This window comes from Bacillus sp. B25(2016b) (assembly GCF_001679765.1).
Taxonomy (GTDB): domain Bacteria; phylum Bacillota; class Bacilli; order Bacillales; family Bacillaceae_G; genus Bacillus_A; species Bacillus_A thuringiensis_K.
The window spans coordinates 3,434,304-3,448,276 of the sequence record NZ_CP016285.1; the positions used below are offsets into that span (position 1 = coordinate 3,434,304).

Here is a 13,973-nt window from a genome sequence, read left to right on the forward strand (position 1 = left end):
ATTTCCATATCTAAAAATAATTATTGCACATCGTATCCTTGATCTTCGATTACAGCAACGATATCTTTTAATGTTACGGCAGACGAGTTGATAGTAACTTCAACAGTTCCTTCTGCTAGTTGAACCTTCACTTGTTCAACACCGTTTAGCTCTTTCACACTGCTTTCGATAGCATTTACACAATGTCCACAAGACATACCTTCAACTTGTAATGTTAACTGTTCCATTTAAAATCCTCCTCTTGTTTATTCATTGTTTGTTAATCACAACCTCATCTTACCATACCCCCCTAAGGTAATCAATGGTTTTTTGTCATGATTTTTCAATTTTTTTCTGAAAGTTTATTTTACACACACTTTTTCACACCCCTACAAGGATAAAGAAAAAAACAAGCCAGTTAAATACTAGCTTGTTTTTACGCTTTTGAAAAACGTTCAAATACTGTCATTAATTCTTCAATTGCTTCGTCACCATTTCCATTTTTAATAGCTCCTGAAACACAATGACTCGTATGATTTTTGAGAACGCCCATTCCTACTTTTTTCATCGCTGCATTAATCGCTGAAATTTGCACTAAAATATCTACGCAATAACGATCATTTTCAATCATGTTTTGAATACCGCGGACCTGTCCTTCAATTCTCTTTAATCTATTTATAATCTGTTCTTTTTCTTTTTCTGATCTATATGTTACTGCTTCATGCTCTTTATGATCCATATTATCACCTTCTTAAAGTTTCTCTTCATCCAATAAAACAATTGTTTTTTATGAGTATACCAATTATAGCATTAAATATCTACGCATGATACCCCATAAGAGTATATTTACGCTTTATGATTATTCTTAACAACACATTAGCTTCTTAATCTCAATTTTCAGTATACCCTTTCCTTTTGTCAAAAAAATCATTATATCTCTCATCAAAATTCAATAAAATGAAACAAGAATAAGCGGGGATTACCCGCCCCCGCTTATCCTTCGTCTATAATATTAAAAACTTAATTTTCAGCTATTTAATCTAGAAATTTTTTCTTTCCATATATAATTATTGCTGATCACATACTTTTGTATCATTCACTACTGAAGTTCCTTCAACGGTTACCGTATGAAAACAGTCATTTACACGAACTGTCACAACATTATCTTGCCGATCAATAACGTGATATTCATTAAAATTTTTATTTAGAGCACTGCGAATTTGTTCTCCCTCATAAATTGGAATGCCATGTGATAAAACCCAAATAAGCCCAGCGATAGCAAGAATAGTTTTCATACGATCTACCTCCTTGAGAATATAGTGAACTTTTAATCCGTTCTTTTAGCTCCACTAATCATAAATGGAATGAACTAAGCCTTTTTGGAAATAAGTTCATTTCGTCTATTTTATGTTTATGCTAATTGTGAACGAATTGTGACAACTTTTTGTCTCTTTAGACGAAAAGTTGAAACAAAACTTTCAAAAAGGACAATTCTACTTGAACAAACGAAAGGCTATGGAGAATTTCTCCATAGCCTTTCGTTTGCATTTTATTAGACAATCATTCCAAATTATACGTGACTAATAAATCTTAACCCTTTACTTAAAGAAGTCGGCACAACAGATGCGTGATTCTCCCCTTCAGCTTCATAAAACGTAAATCTAAACTGATCGTGTTTTACTTGGAAAAGGCGCTCTGATAATTCGTTTGCCCCTACAACCATATGCTCTCGTTCTAGTGACCCAACTGTAAGGAACACTCCCGTTTCAAACTTGACACTGTTTAATTCATTTATAAGATTCTCTTCTTTTTCAAGAACAGATTGGTTATTCCACCAAATAGATGGACTACTAATAAAATAATTTTGAAAAGCATTTGCGTTTGTGAATAGTATATGTAAAGCAAATAAACCACCTAGTGAATGCCCAAATAACGTTTGTTTTCTTTTATCAATCTCGTAATTCTTTTCAATCTGCGGCTTTAATTCTTCTTCGATAAAAGTAAAGAAATTATGTGCTCCTCCTGTTTTTGGCCACGGTTTACCGTCTGGTTTTAAAGGCGCATCTTTTGAAATTACGCTAGGCGTAAAATCATAGCATCTTTCTTCACCTGAAAATGCCCCTTCAATCGGATAACCAATACCTACTATAATGGCTGGTGAAACACCTGTTTTCTCTGCTCTAACTGATTGTATTTTAACCGCTTCATGGAATGTTTGAAAAAAGGCATTGCCATCTAATACGTATATAACAGGATAGCCCGACTCTGGTGCTGGCTGCCTCGGTTTTGAAATATGAATTTGATATTCCTTACCTTCTATTTTCGAATACATTTTCCACTGTTCCGTATTAGATGTTATAATCTGCTGTTTTTCAATCGTAGTATTCATCTTATATCCCCCCTTTTTAACTCGTTACATATATTTCAACTTTCTCTTCTTTAAGTCCAACGCTATCGTACCCAAAACAAACAGGAGACCCATTATACGGATCAATCATGACACGCGCATCAATATGAAATACTTCTTTTAACACTTCATTTGTAATGATTTCTTCTGGGATACCAGTTGTAACGATTTCCCCTTCCTTCATTGCAATAATCTCATCTGAAAACCTTGCTGCATGGTTAATATCGTGTAGTACCATTACGACCGTACAATTATGTTCTTTATTTAATCTCTCCACAATTTGTAATACATCTAATTGATGAGACATATCAAGGTATGTTGTTGGCTCGTCTAATAGCAACACTTCTGTTTCTTGTGCTAATGCCATCGCTAGCCATACCTTTTGTCTTTGGCCTCCTGATAAATTTGCAATTTGTCTCGTTCGAAATTCAGAAGTTTTCGTTATATTTAATGCCCAATCAATCATTTCTTTATCTTTTGTCGTTAACTTATTCACGTTATTTCGATGTGGATAGCGTCCATAAGAAATTAATTCTTCCACTTTAAGTTCACCTGGCGCAATTGGAGTTTGCGGGAGTAAAGCTAACTGCTTCGCAATTTCTTTCGTTGGAATTGTATGTAAATCTTGTCCTTGCAAATATACTTTTCCGCTTTTTTGTTTTAAAATTCTTCCCATTGTTTTTAACAATGTCGATTTACCGCAACCGTTTGGACCTATAATTGTCGTTACTTTTCCTTCTTGTATTTCCACATTTAAATCGCGAAACACTGTAAGCTTTTCATAACTTGTTTCTAAATTTTTTGCACTTAAAATACTCAATTTTATTCCTCCTCTTACGCTTTCGCCTTATAAAGTAAATATAAGAAATACGGTACACCGACAATAGAAATAACGATTCCAACTGGTAGCTCTACAGGTGTGAAAACTGTTTTCGCAATAAAGTCTGAAGCAATTACAAGAAACATTCCGATTACGCCGCACGTAGGAATGATATGCTTATGCTGAATACCGACAAGCCTTTTCGCTATATGCGGTGCCATTAAACCAATAAAACCGATACTCCCTGAAACAGCAACACATGCACTCACAAGTCCGATACTACTTAATAGTAAAATTGATTTCTCTCGTTCTACTGAAACACCTAAACTTGTAATACTCGTTTCTTCCAATTGAAATAAATCTAATAAATAAGCTTTCTTTTGTATCAGTGGAATTAAGATAATAAGCCACGGTAACATAGCTACAATATACTTCCAGTTCGCACTATATATGCTTCCAGACACCCACACTGCAGCCATCTCGAAATCAGTTGACTTCATTTTGAGTGATAAGTACATAGAAAAGGCTCCAAATCCTGTCCCAATTGCAATGCCTGTTAATAAAAGTCGCTGCGAATCCAACTTACCGTTTTTCCAAGAAAACAGATAAATGATGATAGCTGCACCTAATCCGCCTACTAAACCAAACATTGGCATCATCATAATAGAAACCCAGTCTGTGCTTTTTAATTGCCCTTGAAAGAAAAACATAAAAATGACGATCGCTGTTCCTGCTCCGGCATTTACTCCTAAAATACCTGGGTCTGCCAATCCATTTCTCGTAATCCCTTGAATAACGGCACCTGCAACACCAAGGCCTAATCCTACTAATCCAGCAATTACAATACGCGGAAGACGAAACTCAAAAATAACTAAATCATGTTCTGGTACTGGTTCAATTCTAAAAAGTGTTTTAAATACATCTGTAATCGTAATATCAAACGTACCATTCGTTAAACTAATGTAAATGGCACATAGTATTAAAAATACAATAATCCCCATCGTCATCCCGAAACGTTGACTTGAACTTTTAAGCATGTCTCTCTCCTCCTCTTGTACGAATTAAATAAAGGAAGAAAGGAATTCCAATTAAAGATGTTACGACTCCAATTGGCGTTTCAAATGGATAATTTACAAACCTACTTAAAACATCACATAAAGCTAAGAAAACGCCGCCAATAATGCCTGCACATGGCAAAATCCACTTATAATCTACCCCAATTATAAAGCGGGTAATGTGCGGAATAATTAAACCTACAAAACCAACTTTCCCCACTAAAGCAACTGCTGTTCCTGTTAAAAAGATAACTGATAAAATTGCCATCGCTTTAACTAGTTTTGTACGCTGTCCTAAATTAATAGAAACCTCTTCGCCTAATGAAAGAATGGTAATAGATTTTGATATTAACAACGCTAAAATTATTCCAATTATCCCAAACGGTATCGTGATTTTAATTATATTAGGATCTACTTGATCTAACTTTGCATTAAACCAAAAACTAACATTTTGAGAAATTTGAAAATACGAAGCCATGGCAGCCGATACACTGCTTAAAAATGTTCCAATAACTGTTCCTATAATCGCTAACCTAACTGGTGATAAGCCATTTTGAAGGAGCGAACCAAAACCAAACACGATACCAGCTCCTAGTGCAGAACCAATCATTGAACATACAACCATACCAATTGATGACATTCCCGGAAGAAAAATCATGCTAAGCGTAATAACAAAGGCAGCACCATCCGTCACACCCATAATAGAAGGGGATGCAAGATAGTTTCTTGTCATCCCCTGCATAAGTGCTCCTGATATGGCTAGAAATGCTCCGACTAAAAGAGCTGCAACTACCCTTGGTAAACGTGAAGTAATAATAATATTATGATTTACATCACTTGAATCAAAATGAAATAATGCGTTCCACACTGTTTCAGCATCAATACTTTTCGCCCCATACAAAATCGAAAGTATAACTGTAAATAAGATGAGTATGGGTGCTATACATAATATAGTTACTGGTACTGCATTTGTTTTCTGCATATCATTCAACGCACCTTACTTATTGTATTATTTAGATAAATTTTTCACTGCTTCTTTTAAGAATGCTGTTTTACTCCAAGCAGTACCACCTTGTGCCATTGGATCTACGACATTTACAAATACTTTCTTTTCCTTCGCAGCATTCATACTTTGCCAAATTGGATTGCTTTCAATTTCTTCTAACACTTTCGGGTTTTTATTTTCACTTGCCTCATATTGTAAGAAAATATAATCCGGGTTAAGTTCAGCAAGTTTTTCAAATGAAATTTTCTCTTGTGCTTTTACAGTTTTCAATTGTTCTGGAGCAGTTAGTCCAAGATCTTTATAAATTACAGGGTTGAAGTATACTCCTTCTGGATATAGGAATAATTCATTTGCTCTTAGTCTTATGACAAGTACTTTTTTATCTTTTAACTTATCTCCTAGTTTTGCTTTTGCTTTTTCAGCATCCGAATTGTAATCCTTAATAATTTTTTCTGCTTTATCTTTTTTACCAGTTAATTCTCCCATTAACTTTAAGTTATCTTCCCAATTTGTTGAAACGTGTGATACCGGGAATGTAGGAGCTACTTTTGTAAACTTTTCAGCTGTTTCTGCTGGGAATTTCGTACTCGATGTAATAACATCTGGTTTTAATTGTAGTAATGTTTCGAAATTTGGTTGCATTTTCTCACCAACAGATTTAGCACCTTCTAACTCTTTTTCAAGATATTTTGGTAATTTACCACCTACAGTAATGGCACCAACTGGTTTAATTCCAAGTACTGCCGCATCTTCCATTGACTCTAAACTAGCTGTCGCAATTTTATCTACTTTTGCTGGCACTGTATACTCTTTACCTAAATATGTAATTTTTCGTTTTTCATCTTTTTTCGTTTCCGTAGCTTTTGTCTGTTGTTTTTGCTCACCTGAAGTTTTATCCGCACTATTACATGCCGCTAAACCTACACTTAAAACTGTAACCATCCCTAAAGTAAATAATTTCTTGTTCATCTTTATATGTCTCCTCTCGAATTTTCAAACTATATTCTCAATAAAATTCAACTATATGAATCTTGTCTTACATATATATTTCATTAGATTAATAATTCTATCCAGAACTCATTCTCGTTCACTTCCCCTAAGCTATAATTCTTTTATACCTCATCCATTGATAACGCTTTTCATTGATAATGATTATCGTTACTAAGTATATATTTAATATGCAATTATTTCAAGAATGATTTGAAAAATTTTAACAAACTGAATTAAAAAAAGAAGTATTCCCCTAATATTAGGGAGATACTTCTTTTTTTAGAAATTGATATGTAATTCAACTGGACAATGGTCTGATCCCATTACTTCAGTATTAATTTTCGCTTCTGTTATTTGGTCTTTCATTCTTTCCGAAACAACAAAATAATCTAAACGCCATCCTATATTTTTCGCTCTCGCGCCCATACGATACGACCACCACGAGTATGCATCTTCTTGATCAGGATAAAGGTAACGATACGTATCAATAAATCCTTCTTCTAAAATACATGAAAATTTCTCTCGTTCCTCATCAGAGAATCCAGGGTTTTTACGATTACTTTTTGGATTTTTCAAATCGATTTCTTTATGAGCAACATTTAAGTCTCCACAAAAAATAACTGGTTTTTTCTCATCTAATCGTTTGATATAGGACCTGAAATCATCTTCCCATTTCATTCTGTAATCTAATCGTTCTAATCCACGTTTTGAATTTGGTGTATATAACGTTATCATATAAAAATCTTCGAATTCTAAAGTAATAAGTCGCCCTTCTTGATCATGCTCTTCAATGTCTAAACCATATGTAACTGAAAGCGGTTCTTTCTTCGAAAAAATAGCCGTTCCTGAATATCCTTTTTTCACAGCATAATTCCAGTATGTATAATATCCCTCTAGATTTAAATCAATTTGCCCTTCTTGTAATTTAATCTCTTGTAGACAAAATATATCAGCACTTGATTCCTCGAGATATTCCAAAAATCCACCTTTTGCGATAACTGCTCGCAAACCATTTACATTCCATGAAATTAACTTCACTTTTAGTCCTCCTCTTGATGTTTATTTCCAAATTTCATGCTATCACAAAATAGAAAAACAATCATATTTTCATCTTTGTAATCTTGCTCTTACATTTATGAATACATACATACGGACTTTATTCAGGTTATACTAATTTCAGAGGTGATGTTCTTTGCACAATGAAGGAGTTACATTAACAAATGAGTATTGGCAAGCAATTATTCATAATGATTCTTCCTATGATAGCAAATTCTTTTATGCTGTGAAATCAACTGGAATCTTTTGCAGACCATCATGCAAATCAAGAATACCGAATAGAAACAATGTACGAATTTTTCATCATGCAGAGCAAGCATTAAGTGAAAACTTTCGCCCGTGCAAACGTTGTAAGCCAAATGGGATCACTTTACCTAATGAAGAGTGGGTAGAACAAATTAAAGACTATATCGAAAAGCATTATGACGAATCCTTAACTCTCGACATGCTTGCGGAAATGTGTCACGGTAGCCCTTTTCATTTACAGCGTACTTTCAAAAGAATAATAGGGCTAACTCCTATAGAATATATACAACAATTCAGGGTTCTTAAAGCAACCGAATACCTTTTACACACAAATCAATCTATTAAAGAAATTAGTACTGCTGTCGGGATAGAAAACCCAGAGTATTTCGCAACTTTATTTAAAAAGAAAACCGGATTTACTCCTACTGAATATCGAAAAAAGAACGAAATGAAAGAGGGATACGATAATGAATTCCTACAAAAATAATTATATATATTGGACGCTACTTACACATAAAAATTGGCGATTTCATATTGCTGCAACTGAAAATGGACTATGTTTCATTGGATCACAAGACGAAAACTTTGAAGAATTAAATATATGGGCTAGAAAAAATATGCCCCAACATATATTGATTCATACTCCAGATTACTTGCAAATATATAAACAAGAAGTTATCGAGTATTTAGAAAACAAGCGAGAAACTTTTACATTTCCTATCGATGCTTATGGAACTAATTTTCAATTATCTGTTTGGAATGCGGTACGTGAAATTCCTTATGGAAAGACCTATTCTTATACAGAAATTGCTGAAAGAATTCAAAAACCTAAAGCTGTGCGCGCCGTTGCTTCTGCTATTGCTGCTAACCCTCTTCTTATTACCATTCCTTGTCACCGCGTTATTGGGAAGAATGGGAAACTAACCGGATTTAGGGGCGGATTAGAAATGAAGAAAAAATTGCTTACATTAGAAAAGTTGCAGGTGGAATTCATATGACAGCAGAATATAATAGCGCATTATCTATAGCAGTTCCAAAAGAATTTTGTTTCCAAGAAAATTTACGTTATCTATCACGTTCTAATAATGAATGTATGTTCCATATTGAAGATAACAAAATTTATAAAGTTATCCCTGTTCAAGATGTAAATCCTTTAGTTGAAATTAGTGTGAATACAGATGGAAATATTCAAATACGTTGTTTAGAAGAATCATATACATCTGAAAAATCGATACGTGAAGCTGTAGCTAACTATGTAAAAGAATGGTTTGATTTAACTACTGATTTAACCCCCTTTTATACATTAGCTAAACATGATTTACTCCTTCAAGGACCAATTGAACAATATTATGGCCTTCGTACTTTAGGTATTCCAGACTTATTTGAGGCACTTTCCTGGGGAATTATCGGTCAACAAATTAACCTAACATATGCTTATACGCTAAAAAGAAGATTAGTTGAGCAATTTGGAAGTTATGTAGAATGGGACGGTAGAAAACATTGGATATTCCCATCACCTGAAACAATTGCAAATCTACATGTAGAAAATCTTCAACAACTAAAACTGACGACTAGAAAATGTGAATATTTAATCGGTATTGCGAAGCTTATTACAGAGAGAAAACTATCAAAAGAGGATTTACTGCAAACACAAGATGTAAAAGTTGCTGAGAAACAATTAACTGCTATCCATGGTATAGGCCCATGGACTGCCAACTACGTTTTAATGCGTTGTTTAAGATTTCCTTCAGCTTTTCCAATTGATGATGTTGGTCTGCATAATGCAATTAAATTTATAACAGGTTCCGAAAATAAACCGACTAAAAATGAAATAAAAGATTTCGCGGCAAACTGGGCTAATTGGGAGTCTTATGCGACTTTTTATTTGTGGCGAGTACTATATTAAAAGAACCCAAGTAGCACATTCGTACTACTTGGTTCTTTTTTAAGCTTGCTCCTCAAAACGTCTTGCAATTTCCACAATAACTTGAACGGCTTTTTCCATAGTATCTACCGAAACATACTCAAATTTACCGTGATAATTTTCACCACCAGTGAAAATATTCGGCGTCGGTAATCCCATATATGATAATTGTGATCCATCTGTGCCTCCGCGAATCGGATGAATATTCGGTTCAATGTCTAAACTTTTCATTGCTTCATATGCAATATCAACAATTTCTCTTACCGGTTCAATTTTTTCAAGCATGTTATAGTATTGATCATTCATTTCTAAAACGACTGCATCTTCGCCATACTTTTCTTGCATAGTCTTCACAATATTTTCAACGTTATTTTTACGCGCCTCAAAATTTTCACGATCAAAGTCTCGAATAATATAATACGCTTTACTTTGCTCAACATCACCACTTAAAGAAAGTAAATGATAGAATCCTTCATAGCCTTCTGTATATTCTGGCGCCTCTTCTACTGGTAAATACCCGTTAAACTCCATAGCCAGTTTAGTAGCATTGCGCATTTTATTTTTCGCTGTTCCAGGATGTGTATTCGTTCCGTTAAACGTTAACTTAGCACCTGCAGCATTAAAACTTTCATACTCTAAACCACCTAATGGGCCTCCATCCATCGTATAAGCAAATGATGCACCAAACGCCTCTACATCAAAATGCGCTGGCCCACGACCAATTTCTTCATCCGGTGTAAATGCTACTCTTATTTTCCCGTGCTTAATTTGCGGATTATGTATTAAATGGTTCATTGCAACCATAATTTCTGTAAGACCAGCTTTATCATCTGCTCCAAGAAGTGTCGTACCATCAGTTGTAATAATTGTATGGCCTTTATAAGATGGTAACTCTGGAAATTGTTCTGGTGTTAACACAACATTTAGCTCTTCATTTAACGTAATTGCGTTTCCGTCAAAGTTTTCATGAATTTGTGGTTTTACATTTTCCCCTGTAAAATCTGTTGCTGTATCTAAATGTGCTAAAAAGCCGATTACAGGAACATCCTTATCGGTATTAGCCGGAAGTGTTGCCATTACATACCCGTTATCGTCCACCGTTACTTCTGTTAACCCAATTTCTTTTAGCTCTTCCACTAATAACTTACCAAACTCAATTTGTCCTGGTGTTGTTGGTACTGTATGGCTTTCTTCATTTGATTGCGTATCAATTTTTACATATCTCGTAAATCTTTCAATAAGTTCTTGTTTCAAGTTCATTCACTCCCTTTTATGTTTCTCCCTCCATTATAATCCTTAAAACGAAATATTTTAACTTTTTTGACTGTGAAGATGTATATTTAATTTACATTGTTAACATTTTTAAACGAATGATAAAAAGACATAATATTTGTACATTAAAACCGTAACAGGTAACATACATAATTATAAAATATGGGAGGTTTTAAAGATGAGGCTAACTCTCTTTCGCTATTTTCTTTTTTTCTTAGGATTAATTTTCTTTGGCCTTGGAAATGCTCTTGCAGTCAAAGTAAAATTTCTCGGTTTACATCCTTGGGAAGTTTTAAATATGGCTCTCTACCAAAAGTTTGGATGGACGATTGGTACGTGGAGTGTCATATGTGGGTTATGTCTCGTTCTCATTTCTTTACTAGTAGATCGAAAATATATAAATGTGGGAACATTTTTAAATGCACTACTTATCGGTCCGATTATGGACTTTTTCTTACAATCAAATATTCTTCCAAACGCTAGTGATTATTTATGGTTAAACTTACTCATTTTATTTTCTGGTATCGCCATTACGGGTATTGGGGGAGGTATGTATGTTGCTGCTGGAATTGGCGCTGGACCTCGTGATGGATTCATGCTTACTATTTCCGACAAAACAGGACTATCTATTAGCCGTGCTAGAATCATAGTAGAATGTATTGTACTAGTTATTGGATTTATGCTCGGTGGCCCTGTTTTTATCGTAACTTTTCTATACACTTTTATTCAAAGTCCAATCTTTCAGCAATCATTTAAGGTATTTCAAACACTTTTACATACTTTACAAAACAAAGATAAAGTTAGTAAACATATTTAAATTACAACTTAATACAAATCAAACACCCTATTTACGATTCTCACCGCAAATAAGGTGTTTTTTTATCTCATAATTTTAGAATATATACTACTCATTCACAATAAAAGTATATACATCGTCATAAATACAGCCATTTACCCTTATAACGTACTTCCCGGGTTTACTAAAACTAATTGTGTATTTATTTAGCTGAATTGCTTCTTTATCTCCAGAAAGAACATCAATGCTTCTGCCACTTAATACATATAATTCATTTAGATTCATTGATACATCAATTACATTGAAATTCTCCTCTTTCACTTGCTGTGCTTCCGCAACGCTTACACTTGGTTCTAAAAACAGTAGTCCACTTAATCCAATCGTCCCCGCTAAAGCAACTCCCGCAAACTTTTTAATCTGTTTCATTACAATGACCTCCTTATAGATTTTGCGTAAAGGTGATGTCCCCCTTACACCACAAAGCCTATATGTAATGAAATGAAAAGTAAACGGAGACAGTAAGACAAAATTCTACATCTTTTTCTCATATTGAATATAAATCCAACGTTTGGAGTTTTGACACATTTAAAATTGTTTCCCTAAACCAATTTCCTCATACTTTATTCAAATACTGAATAATTACTTATTGATTTAACATTCTAAAAATAGTTGATAAAGATACTTTCTATTCAAAAAAAGATTTTGCTATAAAGTAACTTTTACAACAAAATCCATGCAACTAATTTTATTCCTCTTTCCATAATCTCTCCACATTCATTAATTGTTCTTCTTTAAACTCCATCTTATATATATCTGGTTTTGACGTATTCATTAAAAATTCAAAACCATATTGTTTATCAAAATAATTTATCATTAATGTCATGACAAGCCCATGTGTACCAATTACAATTTTGCGTCCTTGAAAATCCAATAAGATTTCTTTTAATACTTTCACTACTCTTCTCTGGCAATGTGCATATGACTCTCCTTCCATTCGTGCAAAGTCTGGATTAGAGAACATCTTCTGTACAAGTGGGTACACCTCTTTGTCTGATATAACCTGATCCTCACTTGAAAACATACACTCTTTAAGATTTTCATATACTACTATTTCTTTTTCATGGAAATTAGCTGACTCCTCTATCGTTAACATAGCCCGATTATAAGGACTGGAAATAAAAGTATCAATCCTCTCCGCTTTTAATATGTCAGTTACTCTACGGGCATCCATATGTCCCCTCTCAGTTAACCCGCGCATTCTTTCATTTCCTTCTAGTTTTGGTGACTCACCATGTCTAACCATATAAATATATGTGCTCATAATTTCTCCTTAAAATTTTTTATAAAGTGAAACTTTAATTAGCCCTCACTAATCGGGCTTTTACAGGAAAATAGCGAGATAAGTTAATAAATCACGTTCATTTATCCCATTTCAACACTTAGGCGTAATACTAAAATACTTTATAAACTGTGCTGATTTGTTCGTCTAATCCATTCTCCTACTAAACTCTCAAATAATTCAGGCTGCTCAATTTGCAAATTATGCCCTGCCATATCTAACACTGCTAATGTTGCCCTTGGATATTCTTCAATAATTTCTATAATATTTTGATAACCTACTGATATATCTTGTCTTCCAGTCAGTAAAAGAACGGGATTTTCATATTTTTCACGCTGAAAATCCATAGTAAGAGAGTAATTCTTTTGCAACCTTTCAATAAATTCATCATTAGCAACATCTAACCCAGGCTTAATTTCTTCTTTAAATCGCTTATATGTATATTCATTTGCTATTACAGCTAACTCACAAAATTCCTCTCTTTCTGTGGAAGTGAGCGTATTTAAAAATTCCTCATCTTGTACAATTACCTGTTTATCTGGAAGAATCCTTTTTTCTGGCTCCGCTACAACAACAGGACATACTAATAGTAATCCGCTAACTCTCTCAAACATCTTTGCAAGTATACCTTTAGCTAAATAGCCTCCATATGATTCTCCTACCAATAAAAATTTTTCAGTAGAAATGATTTCCTCAATAAATGTGATAAGCACTTCTACTATACGATCTGAACTATTTATCCAATTTGGAGCATTCGATTTTCCCATACCAGGTAAATCAATATATATTCGCTTATAACCTTCATACTTCTGAAATACTGATTCCATACATTTCATCATTAACCTATGGTCAGGGGCGCAGCCATGTATGATAATGACCGGTTTACCCTCTCCCACAACTTCATAGTATATTTCTGCATCTTTAATTCGATATATCATAAAAAACCTCCCTATTTAGTGGTAATACTATTCCACTCTGTAAGAATACACGTTCTTATTTTATATCCTTTCTCAACATTTTCACAAATGTTAATTTTCAGATTTAAAATAAAAAGCTCCCCAAAAAAAGATACTCATCATTTTA

17 protein-coding genes are annotated in these 13,973 nt (G+C 33.9%); 4 read left to right on the top strand and 13 right to left on the bottom strand.

Translation table 11 applies throughout. The features are described 5' to 3' along the window. Nucleotides 1–20 precede the first annotated feature (20 nt). The 9 genes from copZ to BAQ53_RS17500 all read right to left on the bottom strand — a co-directional run bounded on the left by copZ (nt 21) and on the right by BAQ53_RS17500 (nt 7,295). Entirely contained in the window at nt 21–227 is a 207-nt protein-coding gene (gene copZ / locus BAQ53_RS17460; RefSeq protein WP_000436977.1) for a copper chaperone CopZ, read from the bottom strand. A gap of 188 nt (nt 228–415) precedes the next feature. Further along, nucleotides 416–718, bottom strand: coding sequence for a metal-sensing transcriptional repressor (locus BAQ53_RS17465; RefSeq protein ID WP_000349639.1), 303 nt, complete (start codon nt 716–718; stop codon nt 416–418). A 328-nt stretch (nt 719–1,046) separates the two neighbouring features. Then, nucleotides 1,047–1,274, bottom strand: a complete 228-nt coding sequence (locus BAQ53_RS17470) for a hypothetical protein (RefSeq protein ID WP_000849106.1) — start codon at nt 1,272–1,274, stop codon at nt 1,047–1,049. Nucleotides 1,275–1,549: 275 nt separating this feature from the next. Next, nucleotides 1,550–2,368 carry an alpha/beta hydrolase gene (locus BAQ53_RS17475; RefSeq protein WP_208906114.1) on the bottom strand — a complete coding sequence of 273 codons (819 nt, stop codon included), beginning with the start codon at nt 2,366–2,368 and terminating at the stop codon, nt 1,550–1,552. A 16-nt stretch (nt 2,369–2,384) separates the two neighbouring features. Then, the gene (locus tag BAQ53_RS17480; protein WP_000025767.1) at nt 2,385–3,206 is read right to left on the bottom strand and encodes an ABC transporter ATP-binding protein; all 822 of its coding nucleotides are present in this window, start codon (nt 3,204–3,206) and stop codon (nt 2,385–2,387) included. Nucleotides 3,207–3,220: 14 nt separating this feature from the next. Beyond that, the gene (locus tag BAQ53_RS17485) at nt 3,221–4,243 is read right to left on the bottom strand and encodes a FecCD family ABC transporter permease (RefSeq protein ID WP_000920457.1); all 1,023 of its coding nucleotides are present in this window, start codon (nt 4,241–4,243) and stop codon (nt 3,221–3,223) included. Continuing rightward, nucleotides 4,236–5,243 carry a FecCD family ABC transporter permease gene (locus tag BAQ53_RS17490; RefSeq protein ID WP_001173065.1) on the bottom strand — a complete coding sequence of 336 codons (1,008 nt, stop codon included), beginning with the start codon at nt 5,241–5,243 and terminating at the stop codon, nt 4,236–4,238. The genes BAQ53_RS17485 and BAQ53_RS17490 overlap by 8 nt, the downstream gene beginning before the upstream one ends. A 27-nt stretch (nt 5,244–5,270) precedes the next feature. Continuing rightward, a complete protein-coding gene (locus BAQ53_RS17495; protein WP_001035506.1) occupies nt 5,271–6,236 on the bottom strand; it encodes an iron-hydroxamate ABC transporter substrate-binding protein in 966 nt (321 codons plus the stop codon). A 300-nt stretch (nt 6,237–6,536) separates the two neighbouring features. Beyond that, nucleotides 6,537–7,295: an exodeoxyribonuclease III gene (locus BAQ53_RS17500; RefSeq protein ID WP_000767616.1), complete on the bottom strand. Its 759-nt coding sequence runs from the start codon at nt 7,293–7,295 to the stop codon at nt 6,537–6,539. A 154-nt stretch (nt 7,296–7,449) separates the two neighbouring features. Between BAQ53_RS17500 and BAQ53_RS17505 the strand changes: the two genes are divergently transcribed. Genes BAQ53_RS17505 through BAQ53_RS17515 form a run of 3 tightly spaced genes read left to right on the top strand, consistent with a single transcriptional unit; the run spans nt 7,450 to nt 9,465 of the window. Next, nucleotides 7,450–8,046 carry a bifunctional transcriptional activator/DNA repair enzyme AdaA gene (locus BAQ53_RS17505; protein WP_000551322.1) on the top strand — a complete coding sequence of 199 codons (597 nt, stop codon included), beginning with the start codon at nt 7,450–7,452 and terminating at the stop codon, nt 8,044–8,046. After that, on the top strand, nt 8,027–8,557 hold the full coding sequence (locus BAQ53_RS17510; RefSeq protein WP_001089844.1) for a methylated-DNA--[protein]-cysteine S-methyltransferase: 531 nt from the start codon (nt 8,027–8,029) through the stop codon (nt 8,555–8,557). The genes BAQ53_RS17505 and BAQ53_RS17510 overlap by 20 nt, the downstream gene beginning before the upstream one ends. Beyond that, nucleotides 8,554–9,465, top strand: a complete 912-nt coding sequence (locus BAQ53_RS17515) for a DNA glycosylase (protein WP_089149555.1) — start codon at nt 8,554–8,556, stop codon at nt 9,463–9,465. Before BAQ53_RS17510 ends, BAQ53_RS17515 begins: the two co-directional genes overlap by 4 nt. 39 nt (nt 9,466–9,504) lie before the next feature. On the opposite strand, the gene pepT is transcribed toward BAQ53_RS17515, so the two are convergent. Then, a complete protein-coding gene (gene pepT / locus BAQ53_RS17520) occupies nt 9,505–10,737 on the bottom strand; it encodes a peptidase T (protein WP_208906125.1) in 1,233 nt (410 codons plus the stop codon). A 196-nt stretch (nt 10,738–10,933) separates the two neighbouring features. Between pepT and BAQ53_RS17525 the strand changes: the two genes are divergently transcribed. Beyond that, the gene (locus BAQ53_RS17525; protein ID WP_001241254.1) at nt 10,934–11,572 is read left to right on the top strand and encodes a YczE/YyaS/YitT family protein; all 639 of its coding nucleotides are present in this window, start codon (nt 10,934–10,936) and stop codon (nt 11,570–11,572) included. Nucleotides 11,573–11,659: 87 nt separating this feature from the next. On the opposite strand, the gene BAQ53_RS17530 is transcribed toward BAQ53_RS17525, so the two are convergent. The 3 genes from BAQ53_RS17530 to BAQ53_RS17540 form a co-directional block, all read right to left on the bottom strand. After that, complete coding sequence (locus BAQ53_RS17530; protein WP_000809491.1) at nt 11,660–11,977, bottom strand: hypothetical protein; 318 nt, start codon at nt 11,975–11,977, stop codon at nt 11,660–11,662. Nucleotides 11,978–12,296: 319 nt separating this feature from the next. After that, on the bottom strand, nt 12,297–12,872 hold the full coding sequence (locus tag BAQ53_RS17535) for a histidine phosphatase family protein (protein ID WP_061884504.1): 576 nt from the start codon (nt 12,870–12,872) through the stop codon (nt 12,297–12,299). A 140-nt stretch (nt 12,873–13,012) separates the two neighbouring features. Beyond that, nucleotides 13,013–13,828 carry an alpha/beta fold hydrolase gene (locus BAQ53_RS17540; RefSeq protein WP_208906126.1) on the bottom strand — a complete coding sequence of 272 codons (816 nt, stop codon included), beginning with the start codon at nt 13,826–13,828 and terminating at the stop codon, nt 13,013–13,015. Between the last annotated feature and the right edge of the window lie 145 nt (nt 13,829–13,973).

Coding starts and splice junctions, on each gene's coding strand:
- BAQ53_RS17470 (WP_000849106.1), bottom strand. CDS start 1,274: ATGAAAACTATTCTTGCTATCGCTGGGCTTATTTGGGTTTTATCACAT.
- BAQ53_RS17535 (WP_061884504.1), bottom strand. CDS start 12,872: ATGAGCACATATATTTATATGGTTAGACATGGTGAGTCACCAAAACTA.
- copZ (WP_000436977.1), bottom strand. CDS start 227: ATGGAACAGTTAACATTACAAGTTGAAGGTATGTCTTGTGGACATTGT.
- BAQ53_RS17495 (WP_001035506.1), bottom strand. CDS start 6,236: ATGAACAAGAAATTATTTACTTTAGGGATGGTTACAGTTTTAAGTGTA.
- BAQ53_RS17515 (WP_089149555.1), top strand. CDS start 8,554: ATGACAGCAGAATATAATAGCGCATTATCTATAGCAGTTCCAAAAGAA.
- BAQ53_RS17475 (WP_208906114.1), bottom strand. CDS start 2,368: ATGAATACTACGATTGAAAAACAGCAGATTATAACATCTAATACGGAA.
- BAQ53_RS17510 (WP_001089844.1), top strand. CDS start 8,027: ATGAATTCCTACAAAAATAATTATATATATTGGACGCTACTTACACAT.
- BAQ53_RS17525 (WP_001241254.1), top strand. CDS start 10,934: ATGAGGCTAACTCTCTTTCGCTATTTTCTTTTTTTCTTAGGATTAATT.
- BAQ53_RS17530 (WP_000809491.1), bottom strand. CDS start 11,977: ATGAAACAGATTAAAAAGTTTGCGGGAGTTGCTTTAGCGGGGACGATT.
- BAQ53_RS17540 (WP_208906126.1), bottom strand. CDS start 13,828: ATGATATATCGAATTAAAGATGCAGAAATATACTATGAAGTTGTGGGA.
- BAQ53_RS17490 (WP_001173065.1), bottom strand. CDS start 5,243: ATGCAGAAAACAAATGCAGTACCAGTAACTATATTATGTATAGCACCC.
- BAQ53_RS17465 (WP_000349639.1), bottom strand. CDS start 718: ATGGATCATAAAGAGCATGAAGCAGTAACATATAGATCAGAAAAAGAA.
- BAQ53_RS17485 (WP_000920457.1), bottom strand. CDS start 4,243: ATGCTTAAAAGTTCAAGTCAACGTTTCGGGATGACGATGGGGATTATT.